This is a genomic window from Ancylobacter oerskovii, from assembly GCF_018390555.1.
Taxonomy (GTDB): Bacteria; Pseudomonadota; Alphaproteobacteria; order Rhizobiales; family Xanthobacteraceae; genus Ancylobacter; species Ancylobacter oerskovii.
On record NZ_JAHBGB010000019.1, the window covers coordinates 305,095 to 327,435 of the forward strand.

19 protein-coding genes are annotated in these 22,341 nt (G+C 70.2%); 13 read left to right on the forward strand and 6 right to left on the reverse strand.

The genetic code is table 11. The annotated features are described in order from the left end of the window. Nucleotides 1–33 precede the first annotated feature (33 nt). The 8 genes from KHC19_RS10285 to KHC19_RS10320 all read left to right on the forward strand — a co-directional run bounded on the left by KHC19_RS10285 (nucleotide 34) and on the right by KHC19_RS10320 (nucleotide 10,849). Nucleotides 34–1,167, forward strand: a complete 1,134-nt coding sequence (locus KHC19_RS10285) for an ABC transporter substrate-binding protein (RefSeq protein ID WP_213352250.1) — start codon at nucleotides 34–36, stop codon at nucleotides 1,165–1,167. 32 nt (nucleotides 1,168–1,199) lie between these two features. Further along, nucleotides 1,200–2,375 (forward strand): YncE family protein, encoded by a 1,176-nt coding sequence (locus tag KHC19_RS10290; RefSeq protein ID WP_213352251.1) that lies wholly within the window; start codon nucleotides 1,200–1,202, stop codon nucleotides 2,373–2,375. A 73-nt stretch (nucleotides 2,376–2,448) separates the two neighbouring features. Beyond that, a complete protein-coding gene (locus KHC19_RS10295; protein ID WP_213352252.1) occupies nucleotides 2,449–3,612 on the forward strand; it encodes an isochorismate synthase in 1,164 nt (387 codons plus the stop codon). Then, entirely contained in the window at nucleotides 3,609–5,246 is a 1,638-nt protein-coding gene (locus KHC19_RS10300) for a (2,3-dihydroxybenzoyl)adenylate synthase (protein ID WP_213352253.1), read from the forward strand. The genes KHC19_RS10295 and KHC19_RS10300 overlap by 4 nt, the downstream gene beginning before the upstream one ends. Before the next feature lie 2 nt (nucleotides 5,247–5,248). Then, nucleotides 5,249–5,896 (forward strand): isochorismatase family protein, encoded by a 648-nt coding sequence (locus KHC19_RS10305; protein WP_213352254.1) that lies wholly within the window; start codon nucleotides 5,249–5,251, stop codon nucleotides 5,894–5,896. Next, a complete protein-coding gene (locus KHC19_RS10310) occupies nucleotides 5,893–6,174 on the forward strand; it encodes a phosphopantetheine-binding protein (protein WP_213352255.1) in 282 nt (93 codons plus the stop codon). The genes KHC19_RS10305 and KHC19_RS10310 overlap by 4 nt, the downstream gene beginning before the upstream one ends. Nucleotides 6,175–6,179: 5 nt before the next feature. Further along, entirely contained in the window at nucleotides 6,180–10,133 is a 3,954-nt protein-coding gene (locus KHC19_RS10315) for a non-ribosomal peptide synthetase (RefSeq protein ID WP_213352256.1), read from the forward strand. Then, nucleotides 10,073–10,849: a 2,3-dihydro-2,3-dihydroxybenzoate dehydrogenase gene (locus KHC19_RS10320; RefSeq protein ID WP_213352257.1), complete on the forward strand. Its 777-nt coding sequence runs from the start codon at nucleotides 10,073–10,075 to the stop codon at nucleotides 10,847–10,849. Before KHC19_RS10315 ends, KHC19_RS10320 begins: the two co-directional genes overlap by 61 nt. A gap of 3 nt (nucleotides 10,850–10,852) precedes the next feature. Here the strand turns inward: KHC19_RS10320 and KHC19_RS10325 are convergent, their stop codons facing one another. Next, entirely contained in the window at nucleotides 10,853–11,638 is a 786-nt protein-coding gene (locus KHC19_RS10325) for an ABC transporter ATP-binding protein (protein WP_213352258.1), read from the reverse strand. Then, entirely contained in the window at nucleotides 11,635–12,672 is a 1,038-nt protein-coding gene (locus KHC19_RS10330; RefSeq protein ID WP_213352259.1) for a FecCD family ABC transporter permease, read from the reverse strand. Before KHC19_RS10330 ends, KHC19_RS10325 begins: the two co-directional genes overlap by 4 nt. Before the next feature lie 297 nt (nucleotides 12,673–12,969). On the opposite strand from KHC19_RS10330, the gene KHC19_RS10335 reads away from it, so the two are divergent. Then, nucleotides 12,970–13,812 carry an alpha/beta hydrolase gene (locus KHC19_RS10335; protein WP_213352260.1) on the forward strand — a complete coding sequence of 281 codons (843 nt, stop codon included), beginning with the start codon at nucleotides 12,970–12,972 and terminating at the stop codon, nucleotides 13,810–13,812. Nucleotides 13,813–13,979: 167 nt separating this feature from the next. Beyond that, nucleotides 13,980–14,486 carry a disulfide bond formation protein B gene (locus tag KHC19_RS10340; protein ID WP_213352261.1) on the forward strand — a complete coding sequence of 169 codons (507 nt, stop codon included), beginning with the start codon at nucleotides 13,980–13,982 and terminating at the stop codon, nucleotides 14,484–14,486. 193 nt (nucleotides 14,487–14,679) lie between these two features. Here KHC19_RS10340 and KHC19_RS10345 read toward each other — a convergent pair whose 3' ends face one another. The 4 genes from KHC19_RS10345 to KHC19_RS10360 form a co-directional block, all read right to left on the reverse strand. Continuing rightward, nucleotides 14,680–15,237: an HNH endonuclease gene (locus KHC19_RS10345; RefSeq protein ID WP_213352262.1), complete on the reverse strand. Its 558-nt coding sequence runs from the start codon at nucleotides 15,235–15,237 to the stop codon at nucleotides 14,680–14,682. Nucleotides 15,238–15,359: 122 nt separating this feature from the next. Then, nucleotides 15,360–16,040: an alpha/beta hydrolase gene (locus tag KHC19_RS10350; protein WP_213352263.1), complete on the reverse strand. Its 681-nt coding sequence runs from the start codon at nucleotides 16,038–16,040 to the stop codon at nucleotides 15,360–15,362. A 9-nt stretch (nucleotides 16,041–16,049) separates the two neighbouring features. Further along, complete coding sequence (locus KHC19_RS10355; RefSeq protein ID WP_246548626.1) at nucleotides 16,050–18,038, reverse strand: M23 family metallopeptidase; 1,989 nt, start codon at nucleotides 18,036–18,038, stop codon at nucleotides 16,050–16,052. A 229-nt stretch (nucleotides 18,039–18,267) separates the two neighbouring features. After that, nucleotides 18,268–19,365 carry a CE1 family esterase gene (locus KHC19_RS10360; RefSeq protein WP_246548629.1) on the reverse strand — a complete coding sequence of 366 codons (1,098 nt, stop codon included), beginning with the start codon at nucleotides 19,363–19,365 and terminating at the stop codon, nucleotides 18,268–18,270. A 237-nt stretch (nucleotides 19,366–19,602) separates the two neighbouring features. Here KHC19_RS10360 and sdhC point away from each other — a divergent pair, with 237 nt between their 5' ends. The 3 genes from sdhC to sdhA are packed head-to-tail and all read left to right on the forward strand — an operon-like array spanning nucleotide 19,603 to nucleotide 22,275. Beyond that, the gene (sdhC, locus tag KHC19_RS10365) at nucleotides 19,603–20,004 is read left to right on the forward strand and encodes a succinate dehydrogenase, cytochrome b556 subunit (protein WP_378295606.1); all 402 of its coding nucleotides are present in this window, start codon (nucleotides 19,603–19,605) and stop codon (nucleotides 20,002–20,004) included. Between the two features lie 4 nt (nucleotides 20,005–20,008). Beyond that, the gene (gene sdhD, locus KHC19_RS10370) at nucleotides 20,009–20,416 is read left to right on the forward strand and encodes a succinate dehydrogenase, hydrophobic membrane anchor protein (protein WP_213352264.1); all 408 of its coding nucleotides are present in this window, start codon (nucleotides 20,009–20,011) and stop codon (nucleotides 20,414–20,416) included. A gap of 5 nt (nucleotides 20,417–20,421) precedes the next feature. Beyond that, nucleotides 20,422–22,275, forward strand: coding sequence for a succinate dehydrogenase flavoprotein subunit (sdhA, locus tag KHC19_RS10375; RefSeq protein WP_213352265.1), 1,854 nt, complete (start codon nucleotides 20,422–20,424; stop codon nucleotides 22,273–22,275). Nucleotides 22,276–22,341 lie beyond the last annotated feature (66 nt).

A 22,341-nucleotide genomic window follows, 5' to 3' on the forward strand; every position in this document is an offset into this window, starting at 1 on the left:
GCGCAGTTCTCGCTTTGTCGGTGACGCCGATCCATGCTCGCCCTCGGTCCTTCGCCTCTCCTGCCTCGCCGTCGCGATGTACTCGGCCTGATGGCGCTGGCCGCCTTCGGCTGCGGCCTCGCGCCCGCGGCGGGGGCAGCGATCGCGCTGCGCGACGTGACCGGCCGCGACGTGACGCTGGCCGCACCGGCCTCCCGCCTCGTCATCGGCGACGGCCGCTTCCTCCTGGCGCTGGCGCTGATCCATCCCGATCCCGTCTCGCTTCTCGCCGGCTGGCCGCGCGACATCAACCGCATCGGCCGTGCCGCCTATGCGGCCTGGCAGAAAAAATTCCCTGCGATCAACGACATACCCCAGACGTCGTCCGCGAATGCGGCGATCTCGGTGGAGCGGATCATCGCGGCCCGACCGGACCTTGCGGTGTTCTCGCTGGGCGCCCAGCCTTCCGGCGAGGAGGTCGCGCGGCTGGAGGCGGCCGGCATCCCGGTGGCGGTGGTCGATTTCTTCGTCAAGCCGCTCGACAATATGGACGCGAGCCTGAGGCTTCTCGGCCGGGCCATCGGGCGGGAGGCGCAGGCGGAGGAATTCATCGCTTTCCGCCGGACGCATTTCGATGCCGTGCGGGCCCGCGTCGCCGACCTGCCGGCCGAGAAGAAGCCGCGGCTGTTCTTCGAGGCGCATGCGGCCATGACCGCCGATTGCTGCAACTCGCCCGGGCGCGGCAATATCGGCGAGGTGATCGAGGCCGTCGGCGCCACCAATATCGGTTCGGCGGTGATCTCCGGCGCCTTCGGCAAGCTGAACCTCGAATATGTCATCGCGCAGGACCCGCAAGTCTATGTCGCGACCGGCGGTAGCCATATGGAAGGCACGGCCGGCCTGTTGATCGGCCCCGAATACAGCCCCGAACGGGCGCGCGAGACGCTGGCCGGCCTCATTCGCCGGCCCGGTTTCGAGGGAATGAGCGCGGTCCGCAATCGCCGCGTCTACGGCCTTGCCCATCAGATGCTCAACTCGCCGCTCGACGTGCTCACGCTCGAAGTGCTGGCGCGATGGGCGCATCCCGAGCTGTTCGCCGATCTCGATCCCGACGCGACGCTCGCCGAGATCAACACGCGCTTCCTCGCCGTGCCCGTCGCCGGGCCGAACTGGATTGCCCTCGACTGACCGCTTTTCGTCATTCGCAACGGAGACCTGCCATGCGCCGCGCCGCCCGGATCCATCGACTCTTCGCCGCTCCCTCGCTTGCGGCGCTCGCGACGGGCGCGCTGCTGCTCGCCGCTGCCGGCGGGGCGCAGGCCGAGCCGGAATTCGTGCGCTCGGTGAAACCCGGCCCCGGTGTCTATGAGCTGGTGTTCAGCGCGCCGATGAACCGCGTCTATGTCGCCGCGGCGGGCACGCGCGGCTCGACCGAGGCCAAGGTGCTGGCGCTGGATCCGGCGACGCTGGAAACCAAGGAAACCATCGATTTCGGGTCGGAGGCCGCCTTCGGCCTGGGCATCAACAACACCACCAGGAAGCTCTACGCCACCCAGACCCGCATCGGCGCCGTCGCCATCGTCGATCTCGCCACCGGCAAGGTGGTGGCGACGGTGAAGAAGGACGAGAAGGCGCATGTGCGCGAGGCCGTGGTCGACGAGGCCGGCAACCGCATCTACGTCACAGCGATGGGCCGGGACGATGACAGCTCGGTGTGGATCATCGACGGCGCCACCGACAAGCTCGTCGGCAGCATCGACAATCTGCCGGGCAGCGTGACCGGCGTCGCCATCGATTCGAAGGGGGGGCGCCTCTTCGCCTCCGCGATGAAGAGCAACCAGGTCCATGTCGTCGATCTCGCGACCGGCAAGCTCGTCAAGAGCTTCGCTTCCGGCGGCGAGAACGCCATCAACCTGGCCTATGACGCCAGCGGCGACCAGCTCTTCGTCGTGCATCAGGGGTCGGGCGATGTCGTCGTGCTCGATCCCAAGGATGGCTCCGTCATCAAGAAGATTCCGACCGGCCCCGGCGCGCTCGGCATCACCCTCGATCCGGCGCGCAGCCTGGCCTATGTCGCCAATCGCGTCGGCGGCTTCGTCACGCTGATCGACACCAAGACGCTGGAGCCGGTGGCGAATGTGGTGACGGGCTCGATGCCGAACACCGTCGCGGTCGACCCGACGACCGGCAATGCCTATGTCACCAACAAGTCGAAGATGGTGCCGCGTCCGCGCCCGGCCCAGCCGCCGGCCGCTGCGGCCTCGCCGGCCGGCGCTCCGGTTGCGGCGACCCCGGCGGCTCCGGCCGGTGCCGCTCCTGGCGGCGCGGCGCCGGGGGGGCGTCCGGTGCCGATGATCGATCCCTTCGGCGACACCGTCGCGTTGATCAAGCCCTGATGCGCCGGCCGTGAACAAAGCGTCGGTGGTGAAAACCTCGGAGAGGACGGGCCAGCAGGTCGATCCGACCGACATGCCCGTCACGACGTCCGCGTGTTTCGCGCTGGTCGGGACCGGCGAGACGGTGGTCGCGAGCGGCTGCCGGCAGGTTCCGATCCGGGCGGGAGAGCCGCTTGCCCCGCAGCTCGCCGCCGCGCTGGCGGATGCCGGAACGGCCGATGCGGTCCTGGTGGGCGCGCTCCCTTACGATCGCACGCAACCCGCGCATCTGATGCGTCCGTCGGAGTGGTCGCGCGTCCCCGGGCGGTCCGGGGCCGGCGTCTTCGGCCAGCCGTCCCTGGTGCGTGTCGGGGGCGAGGCGTCGCAGTGGCGCGTGAGACCGGAGCCGTCTCTGGAGGTCTATCGGGCCGCCGTGACCGAGGCGCTGGCGCATATGGAGCGCAGGCCGGATCTGCGCAAGGTCGTGCTGTCCCGTGCCCTGCGGGTCTCGGGGGACCGGCCGATCGATGTCCGCGCGTTGCTCGGCCGGCTTGCCGAGGACCCCGCCGCCACGGCCTTCTGCGTTCCGTTGCCGCCGCAGGGCGGGACGGGGCGGCTGCTGGTGGGGGCGACCCCGGAGCTCCTGGTCTCGCGGCGAGGCGAGGTCGTGACCTCGCATCCGCTGGCCGGCTCGGCGCGCCGTTCCGCCGATCCGCTCCTTGATCGCGAAGCCGCGGACGCGCTCGCCATCTCGGACAAGGACAATCGCGAACATCGGGAGGTGGTGACGGCCATTCTCGACCAACTAGCCCCCTATTGCCGCGAACTCGGCACGCCGGAGGGCACCCGGCTCGTCGCTACCGCCAGCATGTGGCACCTCGGCACGCGGATCGTCGGGCGGCTGCGCGACACGGCGGTGTCGAGCCTCGAACTCGCCGCCCTGTTGCATCCGACGCCGGCCGTCTGCGGAACGCCGCGCGATGCGGCGGCCGAACTCATTTCCGAGCTCGAAGTCCATGACCGCGGCTTCTATGCCGGCGCGGTGGGCTGGTGCGAGGCGACGGGAGATGGCGACTGGCATGTCGCGCTGCGCTGCGCGGAGATTGCCGGCCGCGAGGCGCGGCTTCATGCCGGCGCCGGCATCGTGCGGGGATCCGATCCGGTCGCCGAAGGCGAGGAGACGGCGGCGAAGTTTGCCGCCATGCTGCGGGCGCTCGGCCTCGACGAGGCCATCGCCTTTGAGGGGACGGCGGCATGATCGAGCTGGTGCAACCCTTTCCGCCGGAATTCGCCGAGCGTTACCGCCAGGCTGGCTATTGGCGCGGCGAGACGTTTCCCGGCATGCTGCGGCAGCTGGCGGCCCGCTATCCCGAGCGGACGGCCGTGGTCGGCGGCGACCGGCGCTGGAATTATGCCGAACTCGCCGCCAGGGCCGAGCGGGCGGCCGCCGGATTCCTTGCGTGCGGGCTGAAGCCCGGCGATCGCGTGGTGGTGCAGCTTCCCAACATCCCCGAGTTCCTCTCGGTGGTGTTCGGCCTGTTCCGCGCCGGGCTCATCCCGGTCTATGCGCTGCCGGCCCACCGGGTGGTGGAGATCGTGCATTTCGCCCGTACCGCCGAGGCACGCGGCTATATCGTCGCGGACCGGCACGAGGGCTTCGACTACCGCGGCCTCGCCGAAGAGGTCCGGCGGCAGGTGCCGGCGATCGACAGCGTGATCGTGGTCGGAGAGGCGGGATCGTTCACGTCCTTCGACGGGCTGGAGGGCGATGTTGCGGCGTTGCCGGGCGACCCGGATCCCTCCTCGGTTGCCTTCCTGCAGATCTCCGGCGGCAGCACGGGTCTTTCCAAGCTGATCCCGCGCACGCATGACGACTACATCTACAGCTTTCGCGCCAGCGCCGAGATTTGCGGCCTGACGCCCGACAGCATCTATCTCGCGGCGCTGCCGGTGGCGCATAACTTCCCGATGAGCTCGCCCGGCGTGTTCGGCGTGCTCCATGCCGGCGGCACGGTGGTGATGTCGCCCTCGCCGAGCCCGGAGGTCGCCTTTCCGCTGATCGAGCGCGAAAGGGTGACGATCACCGGCCTCGTGCCGCCGCTGGCTTTGCTCTGGATGCAGGCGGCGCCGAAGGCGGCACAGGACCTGTCCAGTCTCGAGGTTCTGCAGGTGGGGGGCGCCAAGTTCATGCCGGAAGCGGCGCGGCGCGTGCGCCCGACGCTCGGCTGCACCCTGCAGCAGGTGTTCGGCATGGCGGAGGGGCTGGTGAACTACACGCGCCTCGACGACCCGGAGGAGATCATCGTCACCACTCAGGGGCGCCCGATCAGCGAGGATGACGAGGTGCTGATCCTCGACGATGCCGGACGGGCGGTGCCGGAAGGCGAGGTCGGCAACCTGCTGGCGCGTGGGCCCTACACCATCCGCGCCTATCACAATAATGACGGTGCCAATGCCCGCTCCTTCACCCCGGACGGCTTCTATCGCACCGGCGACATGGTGAAACGCACGCCCGAGGGCTATCTCGTCGTGCAGGGCCGTGCCAGCGACCACATCAACCGCGCCGGCGAGAAGATTTCCGCCGAGGAGATCGAGGACCACCTGCTGGGGCATCCGAATGTGTTCGACGCCGCCGTCGTCTCCCTGCCGGACGAGTTCCTCGGGGAACGCAGTTGCGCCTTCATCATTCCGCAGGGAGAAAAGCCGAAGGCGGCGGCCTTGAAGGCGTTCATGCGCACGCGGGGCCTCGCCGACTTCAAGGTGCCGGACCAGATCGTTTTCGTGCCGGCATTCGAGACAACGGCGGTGGGCAAGGTCAGCCGCAAGGAGTTGCGGGCGGCGTTGCGCCGGCAGTTCCTCGCCGAGCAGGCGGCCCCGCCGACGGGAGAATGACGATGTCGCAGAAGCCCGGATTGCCCCGGATCGCCTCCTATGCCTTGCCGACGCCGGCTGAACTGCCGGCGTCACGGGCGCCGTGGAGGCTCGCGCGTGAACGGGCGGCGCTGCTCATCCACGACATGCAGGGCTATTTCGTCGCTCCTTTCGCCGCCGGCGAGACGCCGGTCGCACCGGCCATCGCCAATATCGCCGTGCTGGCCGCCGCTGCGCGGACGGCCGGCGTGCCGGTGTTCTATACGGCGCAGGAGGGCAACCAGGATCGGCGCGACCGCGGCCTGCAGGCGGATCTGTGGGGACCGGGCATGAGCGACGCGCCGGAACACCAGAAGATCATCTCCGAACTGGCGCCGAAGACCGGCGATTTCGTACTGGTGAAGCACCGGTACAGCGCCTTCCAGCGCTCCAATCTGGAGACGCTGATGCGGGTGCGTGGCCGCGACCAGCTGATCGTCACCGGCATTTACGCCCATATCGGGTGCCAGCTCACCACCGCCGAGGCGTTCATGCGCGATATCGAGCCGTTCTTCGTCGCCGATGCGCTTGCCGATTTCTCGCGAGCCAAGCATGACGCCGCGCTCGCCTATGTCGCCTCGACCTGCGGGGTGGTCACAGACACCGCCGCACTGATGGAGGCGCTCCGATGATCGATCCCACCCAGATCCGCCGCCTTGCCGAGCCGCGCGAGCCGCTGACGCTGGAGCGGATGCGCCGCGACATCGCCGCCATGCTGCATGAGGACCCCTCCGAGATCGGCGAGGGCGACAGTCTGCTCGATCTCGGCCTCGATTCCATGCGGGCGATGAACCTGGTGCTGGGCTGGAGCGAGGGTGGGCTCGACCTCGAATTCTCCGAATTCGCCGAGGATCCGACGCTTGCCGGCTGGTGGGCGATCGTCGCCCGGCAGCAGGCGCGGCTCGGCTGAACGCCATGTCGGGCTCGTCCGATAGCCGGGGCTGGCCGCTGACCGAGGCGCAGAGCGGCCTCTGGTATGCGCAGCAACTCGATCCGGCCAACCCGCTGTTCAATACCGGCCAGTATATCGAGCTTGTCGGGGCGCTGGATCCCGACGCCTTCCGCTCCGCCCTGTCGACGGCGGTGGAGGAGGCCGAGGCGCTTTCCCTGCGCATGATCGATGCCGCCGATGGCCCGCGCCAGTTTCTGGATGCCGCGCAGAGACCGTCGCTCGACGTCATCGATGTCTCGGGAGCTGAAGATCCGCTCGCCGCCGCCGAGGCCGATATCGCCCGCGACATGGCGACGCCGATCGATCCGACGCGCGACCCGCTGGCCGCCGAGCGGCTGTTTCGCCTCGGGCCGGAGCGCTTCATCTGGCAGCAGCGGATCCATCACCTTGCCATAGACGGCTATGGCATGATCCTGCTCACCCAGCGGGTGGCCGATCTCTACAACGCCCGGCGGCGTGGCACGGCTCCGGGACCGGCGCTGCCGGGGCTCGATGTGGTGCTGGCCGAGGACGCCGCCTATCGCGTGGCGGACAAGCGCGCGGCCGACGCCGCCTATTGGCGCGAGGCGTTCGCCGATCAGCCGGAGGTCGCGAGCCTAGCGGCCGGTGCCCCGGTGAGCGCCTTCGGCTTCCATCGGCGGGCGGTGGAGGTCGACGCCGCGACCGTCGCTCGCCTGCACGCTCTGGCGAAGGCGACCTCCATTCCCTGGCCGGACCTGCTCACCGCTCTCTGCGCCGCCTATGTCCAGCGCCATACCGGCACCGCGGAAGTGGTGCTCGGCGTGCCGCATATGGGCCGCCTCGGCAGCAAGGCGGCGCGGGTGCCGGCGATGCTGATGAACGTTCTGCCGGTCAGGGTGGCGCCGGAGCCCGGTGCGACGTTGGCGGATTTCCTCGGTACCGTCGCGCGTGGCCTGGTGAAGGCCCGCCGCCATGGTCGCTATCGCAGCGAGCAGCTCCGCCGCGACCTGAAGCTGATCGGCCGACAGCGGCGCCTGCATGGACCGCTCGTCAATGTGCTCCCCTTCGACGAGACCCCGCATTTCGAGGGACTGGACGCCCGGCTGCAGGTGTTGAGCGCCGGCCCGGTGGACGAGATCACCTTTACCTTCCGGGCGCATGGGGACGCCGGCCTGCGGCTGGAGATCGACGCCAATCCCGATCTGTATTCGGCCGACGAGGCGCTCGCCCATGCCCGCCGGCTCAACGCCTTCCTCGCGGCGGCTCTGGCTGCCGAACGGCTCGACGAGGTGTCGACCGCCACGCCCGAGGAGGCGCAGCGCCATCTCGGGGAGATGAACGCCACGGCGCATGCGGTGGCGGACGTCACTCTCACGGCGCTGATCGAGACGACCATGCGCCACTGCCCGACGGCGCCGGCGATACGTTTCGACGGCGCCGAGATGAGCTATGGCGAGCTCGACTGCCGCAGCGCGGCGCTCGCCTCCCGTCTCGCGGCCGCCGGCGCCGGACCGGGCGGCATCGTCGCGGTAGCCCTGCCGCGCTCGCTCGAGCTGATCGTCGCGCTGGTGGCGGTGCTGCGGGCAGGTGCCGCCTATCTCCCGCTGGATCTCGGGCATCCCGATGAGCGTCTCGCCCGCATTCTCGGCTCGGCCAGGCCGGTGGTCGCGCTGGCCTTGGAGGCCGATGCCGGTCGGTTCGCTCCGCACGTCCCGGTGCTGGCGCCGGAGGCGTGGCCCAGCGAGCCCGGAGGGGTAGTCCCCCCCGCCGCGAAACCGTGTGACGCCGCCTATGTGATCTACACCTCCGGCTCGACCGGCGAGCCGAAGGGGGTGGTGATCGAGCATCGGGCCATCGTCAATCGCCTCGAATGGATGCGCGAGCATTACCGCATCGGGCCGGACGAGCGCATCGTGCAGAAGACGCCGGCCACCTTCGACGTTTCGGTGTGGGAGTTCTTCCTGCCGCTGATCGCCGGCGCCGTGCTGGTGGTGGCGCCGCCGGAGGCGCATCGCGATCCCGTTGCCCTGGCACGGCTGTTCCGCGCCGAGAAGGTAACGACTGCGCATTTCGTCCCTTCCATGCTGGCGGCTTTCCTTGCCGAGCCGGCGGCGCAGGGGCTCGCGCTGCGCTATGTGTTCTGTTCGGGCGAGGAATTGCCGGCGGAACTGCGGGACCGTTTCCACCGCACGCTGGCGGCCGAGCTGCACAATCTCTACGGGCCCACAGAGGCGGCGGTCGATGTCAGCTTCTGGCCGGCCGGGCCGCAGGATCGCGCGCGGCCGGTGCCGATCGGCTTCCCGGTATGGAACACCCGGCTCTATGTGCTCGACGAGGCCATGCGCCCGCAGCCGCCGGGAGTGCCGGGCCATCTCTTCCTTGCCGGCGTGCAGCTGGCGCGTGGCTATCTCGGCCGGCCGGACCTCACGGCCGAGCGGTTCCTGCCGGACCCCTTCGTGCCGGGGGAGCGCATGTATCGTTCCGGCGATCTCGCCTATTACCGGACGGACGGGGCGGTGATCTTCCTCGGCCGCTCCGACCATCAGATCAAGATCCGCGGGCTGCGCGTCGAGCTGGGCGAGATCGAGACGGCGGTGATGCAGAGCGGCCTCGTCCGCCAATGCGCCGTCATCGCCAGCCGCGACGCGGCCGGCGCCCAGCGCATCGTCGCCTATGTCGTGGGCGTCACGGAGGCCGGCGCGCTGCGCGAGAAACTTGCGTCGCGGCTGCCGGACTACATGGTGCCTTCCGCCATCGTCACGCTGGATGCGCTGCCGGTGACGGCGAACGGCAAGCTCGACCGGGCGGCGCTGCCGGCACCGGAGTTTTCCGGTGTCGGGGGACGGGCGCCGCAGACGCCGAGCGAGCGTCTGGTCGCGCGGCTGTTCCGCGAGGTGTTGCGGCTGGAGGCGGAGCCTGCGGCGGAGGATGACTTTTTCGCCCTCGGCGGAGATTCCCTGCAGGCCGTGTCCATGCTGCTGCGCCTGCGCGAGGCGGTGGGCCGGGATCCCGGCCTTGGTGCATTGTTTGCCGCGCCCAGCGTCGCCAGCCTCGCCGCGGCGCTCGACGATCAGGCCGCGCCCGCCGAATTCGGCCTCGATCCGGTCATTCGGCTGGCCGATGGCGATCCGGCCTTGCCGCCACTCTTCGCCATCCATCCGGCCGGCGGCCTCGCCTGGTGCTATGGCGGCCTCGCGCGGACGCTGGCGCCGCGCCGTGCGGTCTATGGCCTGCAGGCTCCAGCGCTGTCGCCGGAGGAACCGCTGCCGCCGAGTCTCGCGGCGCTTGCCGCGGACTATGCCCGGCGCATCCGCACGGTGCGGCCGAACGGGCCTTATCATCTCGTCGGCTGGTCGGTCGGCGGCATCCTCGCCCAGGCGGTCGCGGTGGAGCTGCGGCAGGAGGGGGCGGAGGTCGGCGTCGTCGCGCTGCTCGACGCCTATCCGAGCGATTGCTGGCGCGCCGAAGCCGAGCCGGCGCCCGATGCGGCGCTGAAGGCGCTGCTGGCCATTGCCGGCCACGATCCCGACCGCTTGCCCGGGCTGGCGCTCAGCCGCGCCTCGGTGATCGCCTTCCTGCGTGCTTCCGACAGTCCATTGGGTACCTTGTCCAATGCCGCGCTCGACGGCGTGGTGCGGGTGGTGACGGGCAACAACCGGCTGGTGCGGGGGCATCATCACGCCCGCTATGACGGGACGCTGACCTTCTTCCGCGCCGCGCTCGATCATGAAGGGCGCGATCTCACCCCGGCGAAATGGGCGCCCTATGCCGCCGGCATCGAGGTGATCGACATAGCAAGCCTGCACGCGCATCTCACCGGTCGGGCGGCGACCGCCGCTATCGCGCCGGTGCTGGGCGAGGCGCTGGCGGCCAACGAGCAATCGAAGGAAAATCCATGCGTGACAACGGTCTCAAGGGACGTATCGCCCTCGTCACCGGAGCGGGCGGAGGCATAGGCCGGGCGGTCGTCCGCCTGTTGCTGGAGGAGGGCGTCCGCGTCGTCGCGACCGATCACGACGCGGCGCTGCTCGCCCCGCTCGCCGAGGAGCATGGCGGGGCCCTGCGCACCGAGATCCTCGACATCCGCTCCACCGAAGCGGTGGAGGCCGTGGTAGAGCGGATCGAAGCGGAGGAGGGGCCGATCGATCTCGGCGCCAGCGTGGCCGGCGTGCTGTCCTGGCAGACGGTGGTGGAGACCGACGATGCCGAGTGGGACCGGGTGCTCGACATCAACGCCAAGGGCGTGTTCCGTTTCGGCCGGGCGCTGGCGCGCCGCATGCAGTCGCGCCGACGGGGCGCGCTGGTGACGGTGGCCTCCAATGCTGCCGGGGTCCCCCGCCATGCCATGGCCGCCTATGCCGCCTCCAAGGCGGCGGCGGCGATGTTCACCCGCTGCCTCGGCCTGGAACTGGCGCCGCACGGCATTCGCTGCAACATCGTGGCGCCCGGCTCGACGCTGACCCCGATGCAGACCGGCATGTGGGCGGATGAAGATGGTGCCAGGCAAGTCATTGCCGGAGCTGGAGAAATCTTCAAGGCCGGCATCCCGCTCGGCAAGCTGGCGACGCCGGAGGACGTGGCGGAGGCAGTGGTGTTCCTGTTGTCGGACCGCGCCGGCCACATCACCATGGCCGACCTCTATGTCGATGGCGGCGCCACGCTGCGGGCCTAGGGTTCAGTCGGCCAGCGCCCGGTCCACCATCACCTGCACGAAGCCGCGCGAGCAGCGTTCCACTCGCGCCTCGACGCCGTAGACCTCGGCCAGCATCCCCGGGGTGATGGCTTGGGCCGGCGCACCGTCGGTTACGATATGTCCTTGAGACAGAACGACAATCCTGTCGCACCAGCGGGCGGCGAGGGCGATGTCGTGCAGCACCACGATGACGATGATGCCGCGCTCGCGCGCCACCTCGCCGGCGAGCTTCATCACCGTGAGCTGGTGGTGGATGTCGAGCGCGCTGGTGGGCTCGTCGAGCAGCAGCACCCGCGGCTCCCGTACCAGGCACTGGGCGAGGGCGGCAAGCTGGCGCTGGCCGCCGGACAGCTCGTCGAGGCCGCGCATGGCGAGGCCGGCAATGCCGAGACGCTGCAGGACGTCCAGGGATTTCTGTTTCGGATCAACGTCTTGCGCGGTGGGTGACGATTGCAGCGCGCTCAGCGTCGCCTCGAAGACCGAGAGGGCGACGCGGGGCGGCAGGGTCTGCGGCATATAGGCCACCTCGCGCGCATAGCTGACCGCGTCGAGGCCGGCGAGCTCGCGGCCGTCGAGCCGGATCGAGCCGCGCGAGGGGATCAGCCCGGCGAGAGCGCGCAAAAGGGTGGTCTTGCCGGCGGCGTTCGGGCCGACCAGTGCGGTGACCGATGAGGCCGAAATGCCGCCCAAGTCCAGCTTGTCGATGATCCGGCGGGTGCCATAGCCCACCGACAGGCCGGCGATGTCCAGTCCCGAGGCCGCGTTCATCCCAGGCTCCCCCGGCGGGAGAGGATGAGCGCCACGAAGAAAGGTATTCCGATAAGCGAGGTGATGATGCCGACCGGCAGCAGCGTGCCGGGCACGATGAGCTTGCTGCCCACCGAGGCGAGCGACATCAGCCCGGCGCCGGTCAGCACGCTGGCCGGCAGGTAGAAGCGGTGATCCTCGCCGACCAGCAGCCGGGCGATGTGCGGGGCCACCAGCCCGATGAAGCCGATGGTGCCGACGAAGGCGACGCTGGTGCCGGTGAGCACGCTGACTCGCAGCAGCGAGGCGAAACGCAGCCGGCCGAGCGCGATGCCGAAGCTGCGCGCGCGATCCTCGCCGAGCCGCAGGGCGGTCATCTGCCAGCTGTCCCGCAGCGCGAGCGGCACCATCACCACCAGCACGGCGGCGAGCACGCCCAGCTTGGCCCAGGTGGCGCGGGCGAGCGAGCCCATCGACCAGAACACCAGTTGTTGCAGCGCCTCCTGGCTGGCGACGAACTGGATGAGCGCCACCAGCGCGTTGAAGGTGAACACCATGGCGATGCCGAACAGCACCAGCGTCTCCACCCCGGTGCCGCGCAGGCGGGCGAGGCCCTGCAGCAGCAGCACCGAGCCGAAGGCGAGCAGGAAGGCGAACAGCGGCAGGTTCCAGTTGGCGGGCAGGCCGGGAATGGCGAGGCCGAGCACGATGGAGAGCGCGGCGCCGAAGGCGGAGGCGGAGGAGACGCCGAGGGTGAAGGGGCTGGCCATCGGGTTGTTGAGGATGGTCTGCATCTCCGCCCCGGCCAGCGCCAGCGCCGCCCCGACCAGCACTGCCATCAGCGCCGCCGGCAGCCGCACCTCCCAGACGATGACCCGGATGCCGGCATCGGCGGCGGCCGGATCCATGAGGGTGTGCAGGACGGCGCCGATGGACAGCCCCGAGGGGCCGGTGGCGATGTCCACCAGCATGCCGGCGAGCATGATGGCGAGGAGACCGGCGAGCAGCGCGAGACGCCGGCGCTGCCGGCGGGCATAGGCCTCGATGGGGGGCATCCCGGCGCTGGCCGCTCCGGGGCGGAGGCTTTGCCCCGGCGGGGCCTGCGACGACAATCCGGTCATATCCGTCCCACTCGGCCGCGCTCCGCGCGCTCCCGCGACCCGCATGGCCCGGGCGGGCCGGTTCATGACGGCAAGCCGGGTTCATGCCCGAGCCGCCCCGGCCGGTCAAGTTTCTGATCCCGTTCATTAATCTAGAATCGTTTCAGTCTGGGGCGGCCATCGGCGCCGCGCTTGCATTGTCGCGCGGGTGGTTTAGATGCCGGAGCGGATCGGCGGAGGCGCAGGCGGCGGATGGAGCCGGGAATCGTCATCGAGGGGAGCAGCTGGTTCGACCTCGCGCCGCGCGGGGGCGGAGCGCCCTATCGCGTCCTGCTGGCGCTGCCCAGGCAGCCGGCGCCGCCGGCGGGGTTTCCGGTGCTGTATCTGCTCGATGCCAATGCCAGCTTCGCGACGCTGGTGGAGGCGCAGCGGCGCGGCGCCGAGCGCCCGGCCGGCACCGGCATCGGCCCGATGGTGCTGGTGGGCATCGGCCATGCGGCCGAGGGGCTCTATGACCGCGGGCGCCGGACCTTCGACTACACGGCCGGGCCGAGCCGGGAGGCGGGCGCCGGTACCCGCTCCGCCGAGGCCCGCGCCACCGGCGGGCGCGACGGCTTCCTCACCTTTCTGCGTGACGAGGTGCAGCCGGCGATCGCCGCGCGCGCGCCGGTCGATGCCGGGCGGCAGGTTCTGGTGGGCCATTCGCTGGCGGGGGGCTTCGTGCTCGACGTGTTCGGCCGCGACAGCGCAGCATTCGCCGCCTATGTGGCGATCAGCCCGTCGATCTGGTGGGACGAGGCGCGGCTCACCGACGGGCTGGCGCGACTCGACGGGACGCCTCGGCTCTCCGTCGTCGTCGGCGAATGGGAGCAGGAGCTGGCGCCCTGGCTGCGGGGGCAGCCGGGCGCGGCGGAGATCGCCGAGCGGCGGGGGCGCCGGGCGATGGTGAGCCGGGCGGAGGCCTTCGTGGCGCAGGCGCGGGCGGCGCTGGGCGAAGCGGGCCGGGTGGATTTCGAGTGCCTCGCCGGCGAGGACCATGCCTCGGTGGTGGCGCCGGCGCTGACGCGGGCGCTGCGCTTCGCGACGGCCGGCTGATCCATCCGCATGGGGCGCCGCGACGCGCCGGCGGCAGGGACGGGCCGGCGTTGCCGGATCTAACGCAGCGTCATGTCTCGAAAATTTGCGCGGGCCGATCGCGGGGCCTGCAATTGCCGGCACGCCGAAATGGCTTAAAACCGCATCGCAACCGCGGAGCCTTCGCCATGACCGGTCTCGAATCGACGCTTTCCCCTCGCCGCCCGCTGGTGCTCGCCCCGCTGATCGTCGCCGCCGGCGCGGCGGCGACGCTGGCCGGCGCCTGGTTCTTCCAGCTGGTGATCGGGCTGGCGCCGTGCCCGCTCTGCCTGGAGCAGCGGCTGCCCTATTACGCCGCGGTGCCGCTCGGATTGGCGGTGGCGCTGGTGGCGCGGCAGGGGCATGCCGGGCTGGCGCGCCTCGGGCTGGTCCTGCTCGGCCTGCTGATGCTCGTCGGCTTCGGGCTGGCGCTCTACCATGCCGGCGTCGAATGGCACTGGTGGCAGGGGCCGACCGCCTGCTCCGGCGGGGCGCCGGCGACCTCGGGAAACCTGCTGCAGGAATTGCAGCAGGCACGGGTCGTCCGCTGCGACGAGGCGCCGTGGCGCTTTCTCGGGTTGTCGCTGGCCGGCTGGAACGTGCTGATCGCCGCGACGCTGGCGCTGGTGGCAGCCTGGGGGCTGCGGCGGCGCTGAGGGGCGTCCTGGGAGGCTTCGCCGGGGAGCGTCGAAGGCCCCTCACCCCACCCCTCTCCCCAACGGGGAGAGGGAGCAGGAGGCGCTCATAGGGCGGGCAGGGCAGGGGAGAAGGAGCGGGGCCGCACCCGGAGAGGGAGCAGGGGGTGCTCATGGGGACAGGGCAGGGGGTGAAGGGGTGTCCCCTGGGGTCCTACGGGTCGAGCTCGGTATCCCAGTAGAGATAGTCGACCCAGCTTTCATGCAGGTAGTTGGGCGGGAAATGCCGGCCGTTCTGGTGCAGGTCGAACACGGTGGGCTGGAAGGGGCGCTGGCGTGGCAGCATCTTCGCTTCCGCCGGCATCAGGCTGCCCTTGCGCAGATTGCAGGGCGAGCAGGCGGCGACCACGTTCTCCCAGGTGGTCTGGCCGCCGCGCGAGCGCGGAATGACGTGGTCGAAGGTGAGGTCGTCGCGCGATTCGCAGTACTGGCAGCTGAAGCGGTCGCGCAGGAACACGTTGAAGCGGGTGAAGGCGGGCTGGCGCGCCGGACGGATGAAGCTCTTCAGCGACACCACGCTCGGCAGCCGCATCTGGAATTGCGCGCTGGATACCTGCCGCTCGTAATATTCGACGATATTCACCCGGTCGAGGAACACCGCCTTGATGGCGTCCTGCCACGACCAGACCGAGAGCGGGTAATAGCTCAACGGGCGGTAATCCGCATTGAGCACCAAGGCCGGCCACGCACCTGGAGACAAAGTCGCCGTCAAGCACCTGCTCCTTCCCGGAGCGACTCACGGCTTGGCGCCGTGGGACGCACGGCGATACTCTATAGGTAGCGTGTCAGTCTTGTGAAGCACCGCCATGCGGGTGCGCCATCACGAATGCCGCCTCAGCGCAGCGGCGGCAGGCACTCGGCCAGGAAGGCGCCGCCGAGCAGCAGGCCCTCGCTGTCGATGCCGTGGCCGAGCCCGCGCGAGAGATGGCCGCGCACCGGCACGCCGGCGGCCTCCAGGCTCGCCAGCGAGCGCGGCAGCGCCTGCGGCGGGATCACCTCGTCGGCATCGCCATGGATCAGCAGCACCGGCGGGCGGCTGGAGACCACCGGGCCGGCGATGTCGCCGCCGCGCCCCTCCGGCGTCACATGCAGCCCGGAATAGCCGAGGATGCCGGCCAGCGGCTGCGGCCGGGCGAGGCCGGTATGCAGCGCCATCATCGTGCCCTGGCTGAAGCCGACCAGCGCCAGGCGGGAGGGCGGCAGGCCGTGGCGGGCGAGCTCGGCATCGAGGAAGGCGTCGAGCGCCGCATGGGCGGACTGCACGCCGGCCCAGCGCTCGCGGTCGTTGCGCTCGACATAGGCGAACCATTGCCGGCCGACCGGGGCGATGCCCAGCGGCTCCGGCGCATGCGGCGAGACGAAGGCGGTGCGCGGCAGCTTCTCGCCCCAGAGCTCGCCGAGGTCGATCAGGTCGCGGCCGTCGGCGCCGTAGCCGTGCAGCAGCAGCACCACCGAATCCGGGGTGCCGCCGGAGCGGGGGGCGAGGCGCGGGCCATCGAGAAGCGGGGCGGCCATGGGACGGTCTCAGTTGGTGTCGTCGTCGCCGCTGCGGGCATTGCCGGCGACCTTGGGGCTGGGGCCGTGGTTCAGCAGCGTGTCGATGCGGGTGCGCTCCGCGGTGAAATCGGCGAGGATCCGGCCGTCGAGCGCGCGGCCGCGCGGCAGGCGCACGCGCATCGGATCGACGAAGCGGCCGTTCACCAGCACCTCGTAATGCAGATGCGGCCCGGTGGAGAGGCCGGAGGAGCCGAGATAGCCGATCAGCTGGCCCTGGCGCACGCGCACCCCCTCGCGAATGCCCTTGGCGAAGCCGGACTGGTGCGAATAGGTGGTCACATAGCCGTTGGCGTGCTGGATCTCGGTGTGGCGGCCATAGCCCGAGCTCCAGCCGGCCTTCTTGATGACGCCGTTGCCGGCGGCATAGATCGGCGTGCCGACGCGATCGGCCCAGTCGACGCCGGAATGCATGCGCGAGAAGCCGAGGATCGGGTGGCGGCGCATGCCGAAGCCCGAGCGCAGCGTGCCGCCGGCGATGGGCTTGCGGACCAGGAACTTCTTCGCGCTCTTGCCGGTCTCGTCATAGAAGTCGAGCACGTTGTCGTCCGCCGTCTGGTAGCGGTAATAGCGCCGCTCCTCGCCGCCGACGGTGAGCCCGGCATAGAGCACGCCGGCGGTGCCGCCGCCTTCCTCCGGGTCGAACAGCACCTCGAAGCTGTCGCCCGAGCGCACCCGGCGCTGGAAGTCGACGTCGAAGGAATAGATGCGGATCAGGTTCTCGATCACCGGGCGCGGCACGTCGTGGCGCAGCGCCGTCTCCCAGATGCTCTCATAGAGGGTGATGCCGCCGCGGCCGCCGGCATCGTCGTCGCCGTCGTCGGAGGGCAGGTCGGCGACCTCGACGTCGTTCGGCTCTTCCACCGGCAGGAAGGTGCCCATGTCGGACAGGGCGATGGTGCCCTCATGGCCCTGGTCGCTGAACACGCCGACGCGCAGCGGCACGGCGGTGCCGCCGGTGGGATCGAGCAGCACCCGCAGCCGCAGGCCGGGGGTGAGCTGGCCGCGCAGTTCCGGGGTGGCGAAGGCGGCGGCGGCGGCCTTCGCCGAGACCTCGGCGACGCCGAGATCCTTGAGGATGGAGGCGATGCTGTCACCCTTCTTGGTGACGACGGCGCGCTCGGTCCATTCATTGCCGCCGGAGGCCTCGCCGGCGGACTTGCCGATGGCGCTCATATTGTCCGGCGCGTTGGCGGCGGCGGTCGGGTCCGCCGGGGCGTTGGCGGGCGCATAGCCGAGGGCGCCGCCGCCGAAGCTCGCCAGCGCCGGCACCGCGGCCTCGGCGAGCGGCATGCTGAACTCGGCGGTCTCGCGGACCTTCATCAGCACGTCTTCCATCGACAGGTCGGCCGCGAACCGGGTGGAAGGCGGCAGGCTGGCGAGGTCGCGCACCATGAGGGTGAGCTCGCCGGTGGGCTCGGCCTGCGGGGCGCCGTCGTCCTGGTCGTCGGAGGAGGTGTCGGCGATCAGCTTGGCCGGGTTGAAGCGCGGCACGTCGGCCGAGGCGGAAGTGACCGACTGGGCGAGATTGGTGTTCACCCGCGTCACCGCGCGCACCTTGATCACCTCGCGGTCGCCGTCGCGGGTGGTGGTGGACAGGCGCAGCGTCTGGCGGGCGTTGAAGCTCTCGCTGATGATCGACATGCGGTCGCCCTTGCGGGCGACGTTGGAGGGCCGCTCGCCGGCGGCGAGCGCGCCGCGCAGCGCCGAGCGCACCGTCTCCGGCGACTGGGCGAAGCGGTAGACCTCGTTGTCGAGCGCGGCATAGACGGCGCCGCCCATCAGCGCGGCCCCGCAGACGCCGGTGAGCAGGGTGGCCATCAGCCAGCGAATGGAGATGCGGCGGCGGTTGATCGGCTCCTCGGTGTCGCCGTCGACGCCCAGCGGCGGCTCGTCGCCGAGATCGAGCGCCGCGCCGCGCCAGCGTCGCAGGCCGTGTGCTCCGAGCCGCGTCTCCAACAGATCCTATCCCCGTGTCTCGCGGCGCTCCCTCGGCCGCTGCCCAAACCGCGTCCGTTGTCCCGGACGTCCTCTCTCGCCTGATCGTCACCTGTCGCGGCGGCCGGGACGATGCCGTTCCGGCAGGGCGGCGTCAACCCGCCGCGAATCCCGCCGGCGCCTCAGCGACCGGACGGATGTAAATCGCCGCCTCGCGGCGAAACCATGGCGAGCCCGCGCTTTCGTGCCCTCACTCGGCGCTCGCCGACTTGCGGCGCAGCGGCGAGGCGGTCGGCAGCGGCACGCTGGCAAGCGCCGCCGCGGCGCGCGGCGTGCCGGGACGCAGCGACATCGGCTCCGTGGCGGCCGGCACGCCGGCGACCCGCAGGTCTTCGGCGGCGGGCGCCGGGCCGGCCGGGGTGCCGTAGCGCTTGAAGAACGACCAGATCTCGTTCGGCGCATCGAGGCCGCTGCGGCGCGGCCCGAGCAGCAGGGCGGCGAAGGCGTCGCCGGCATCGACCGACTGGGCGGGCGGCTGGTGCCCGCCGGCGATCTCGTAATAGGCGACCGCCGCGCCGCCGGCGCAGCTATCGAAGCGGAACAGGCGGGCGCTCGGCATCTGGCTGACCTGCGAGGAAGCGCAGCCGTCGAGCCGGGCGAACAGCTCGGCGCTCTCGCGCGCCGACATCAGCCGGGCGCCGGGCGTCGGGCGGCCGAACATCGGCACGATGGGATCATAGGTGCCGTTCATCATCAGGATCGGCACCGGCCGCGAGGGCCGGCAGGTTTCCGCATAGCCGACCGGCACCGTCATCATCATGGTGGCGAAGGCGGCGAAGGCATCGGCGTGGCGGCAGGCGACGAAGGCGGTGAGGAAGCCGCCATTGGAGAAGCCCATCAGATAGGCGCGGCCGGGATCGGCCAGCCCCTCCTCGATGAGCCGGTCGCGCACCGCCATCACGAAGCCGGCATCGTCGCGGGCGTCGAGAATCGGCAGGAAGCCGGCGACCGAGGCGCGGCCGTCGTTCCAGATCAGGTTGATGCCCTTGGGATAGGCGACGACGAAGCCCTCGCGGTCGGCGACCGCGTCGAGATCGAGATAGCGCTGCATGATGGACGCCGGCTGCAGCGCGCCATGCAGGGCGATGACCAGCGGCTTCGGGCCGGCGGGCGCATTCTTCGGCACATGCAGGATGTAGTCGCGCCGGGCGCCGTCAAAAGTGATGGAGCGCTGCTGCGCCTGCGCGCCGCCAAGCGGGCCCAGCAGGGCCGGAGCCAGCAGCAGCGCCATCACCACGACACAGAAACGGCTTATTCCCGACAGTCGGGCAAAACACGCAAGCCGCATGCCGGTCCTCGCTCACGCCACCAATCGGCGCTCATTGACGCCGCCATTCCGTCAATTAAATGGCAAAGATGGTTAATCGTCCATGACCAGGGCGATTGGCGCCTGACAAGAGCGGCCGGGGGCGATAGGTTCCGCTTGCTGCGACGCACCCAAAAACCTATAGACGTCGCCTTTGGAATGATTGCGAACTACAATCGATTCCGCTACGCACACCGCATAGACTGTAAGGACCTCCCCATGTCCGATATGCACGGCGCTGCCCGACGGCCGCTTTCGCCGCATCTCCAGATCTACCGGCCGATGCTCACGATGATGATGTCCATCGTGCACCGCATCACCGGCGTGGCGCTCTATTTCGGCACCTTCCTGCTGGTGGTGTGGCTGGTGGCCGCGGCAAGCTCCGACAGCGCCTTCGCCACCGTGAACGCCGTCTATGGCAGCTGGATCGGCCTCATCGTGCTGTTCGGCTTCAGCTGGGCGATGCTCCACCACATGCTGGGCGGGCTGCGCCATTTCATCTGGGACATGGGCCACGGCTTCGGGCCGGAGGCGCGCGAGCGGCTCGCCAAACTGACCATTGGCGGCTCGGTGGTGCTGACGGTGCTGCTGTGGGTCGTCATCTTCGCGGTAAAGGGGTGAGGCGATGAGCGGATCTTCCGATTTTCCGGGTTCCTCGCTGCGCACGCCGCGCCGCCGCGTCGCCGGCCTCGGCGCCGCCCATTCCGGCACCGAGCATTTCTGGCTGCAGCGCGTGACCGCGCTCGCCAACGTGCCGCTGACGCTCGCCTTCCTCGCCGTGCTGATCTGCGTCGCCGGCGAGAGCCCCGAGCGGGTGCTGGCGACCATCGGCCACCCGGTGGTGGCGATCATCCTCCTCCTCGCCATCGTCTCGATCACCTGGCACATGAAGATCGGCATGCAGGTGGTGATCGAGGACTATGTGCACGCCGAGGGCGCCAAGGTGCTCGCCCTCCTCGCCAACACCTTCTTCTGCGCCGCCATGGGCTGCGCCGGGGTGTTCGCGATCCTCAAGATCAGCTTCGGAGGCTGAGTTCCATGGCCGAGACCCATTCCGCGAACGGTTCCGCCAACGGCGCCGCTTCGGCTTCCGCCTATCTGAACGGTGCCTACCCCATCACCGACCACACCTATGACGTGGTGGTGGTCGGCGCCGGCGGCGCCGGGCTGCGCGCCGTGGTCGGCTGCTCGGAGGCCGGGCTGCGCACCGCCTGCGTGACCAAGGTGTTCCCCACCCGCTCGCACACCGTGGCGGCGCAGGGCGGCATCGCCGCCTCGCTCGGCAATATGGGCCCCGACGACTGGCGCTACCACATGTACGACACCGTGAAGGGGTCGGACTGGCTGGGCGACCAGGACGCCATCGAATATCTCGTGCGCCACGCGCCGGCCGCCGTCTACGAGCTCGAGCACTGGGGCGTGCCGTTCTCGCGCACCGAGGCCGGCAAGATCTACCAGCGCCCGTTCGGCGGCATGACCATCGACTACGGCAAGAGCCCGGCGCAGCGCACCTGCGCCGCCGCCGACCGCACCGGCCACGCCATCCTGCACACGCTCTACGGCGCGGCGCTGAAGCACAATGCCGAGTTCTTCATCGAGTATTTCGCCCTCGACCTGATCATGGACGAGGATGGGCGCTGCCGCGGCCTCGTGGCGCTGAAGATGGACGACGGCACCATCCACCGCTTCCGGGCGCAGACGGTGATCCTCGCCACCGGCGGCTACGGACGCGCCTATTTCTCGGCGACCTCCGCCCATACCTGTACGGGGGATGGGAATGCGATGGTTCTCCGCGCGGGCCTGCCGCTGCAGGACATGGAGTTCGTGCAGTTCCACCCGACCGGCATCTACGGTTCGGGCTGCCTGATCACCGAGGGCGCGCGCGGCGAGGGCGGGTACCTCACCAATGCCGAGGGCGAGCGCTTCATGGAGCGCTACGCGCCCTCCGCCAAGGACCTCGCCTCGCGCGACGTGGTCTCGCGCTCCATGACCATGGAGATCCGCGAAGGCCGGGGCGTCGGCAAGAACAAGGACCACATCTTCCTGCACCTCGACCATCTCGACCCGGCGATCCTGCATGAGCGCCTGCCGGGCATCTCCGAGAGCGCCAAGATCTTCGCCGGCGTCGACGTGACCAAGGAGCCGATCCCGGTGCTGCCGACCGTGCACTACAACATGGGCGGCATCCCCACCAACTTCCACGGCGAGGTCGTCACAAAGAAGGACGGCAACCCCGACCATGTGGTGCCCGGCCTGATGGCGGTGGGCGAATGCGCCTGCGTGTCGATCCACGGCGCCAACCGCCTCGGCTCCAACTCGCTGACCGACCTGGTGGTGTTCGGCCGCGCCGCCGCGCTGCGCTGCGCCGACATCCTCACCCCCGGCGACAAGCAGCGGGAACTGCCGGCCAATTCCGCCGAGCTCGCGCTGTCGCGGCTCGACCATTTCCGCAACGCCTCGGGCTCGACCCCGACGGCGGAGCTGCGCCTTTCCATGCAGAAGGTGATGCAGAACAACTGCGCGGTCTACCGCACCGGCGAGGTGCTGCAGGAAGGCCGCAAGCTGATCGCCGACGTGTTCGCCGGCACCGACGACATCGAGGTCACCGACCGCTCGCTGGTGTGGAACTCCGATCTCATCGAGACGCTGGAGTACGACAACCTCATCTGCCTCGCCTCGGTGACGATGGAGAGCGCGGCGGCGCGGACGGAAAGCCGCGGCGCCCATGCCCGCGAGGATTTCCCGGAGCGCGACGACGCGCATTGGATGAAGCACACGCTGGCCTTCGTCGATTTCGATACGCGCTCGGTGTCGCTCGACGACCGGCCGGTGCACACCTACACGCTGTCCAACGACATCCAGTACATCGAGCCGCGCAAGCGGGTTTACTGAGCCAGCCCGCGGCCGCGGCCGCGCGGGATTACCGACAGGCCTGCGGCATCGGCCGCAGGAAGGGGA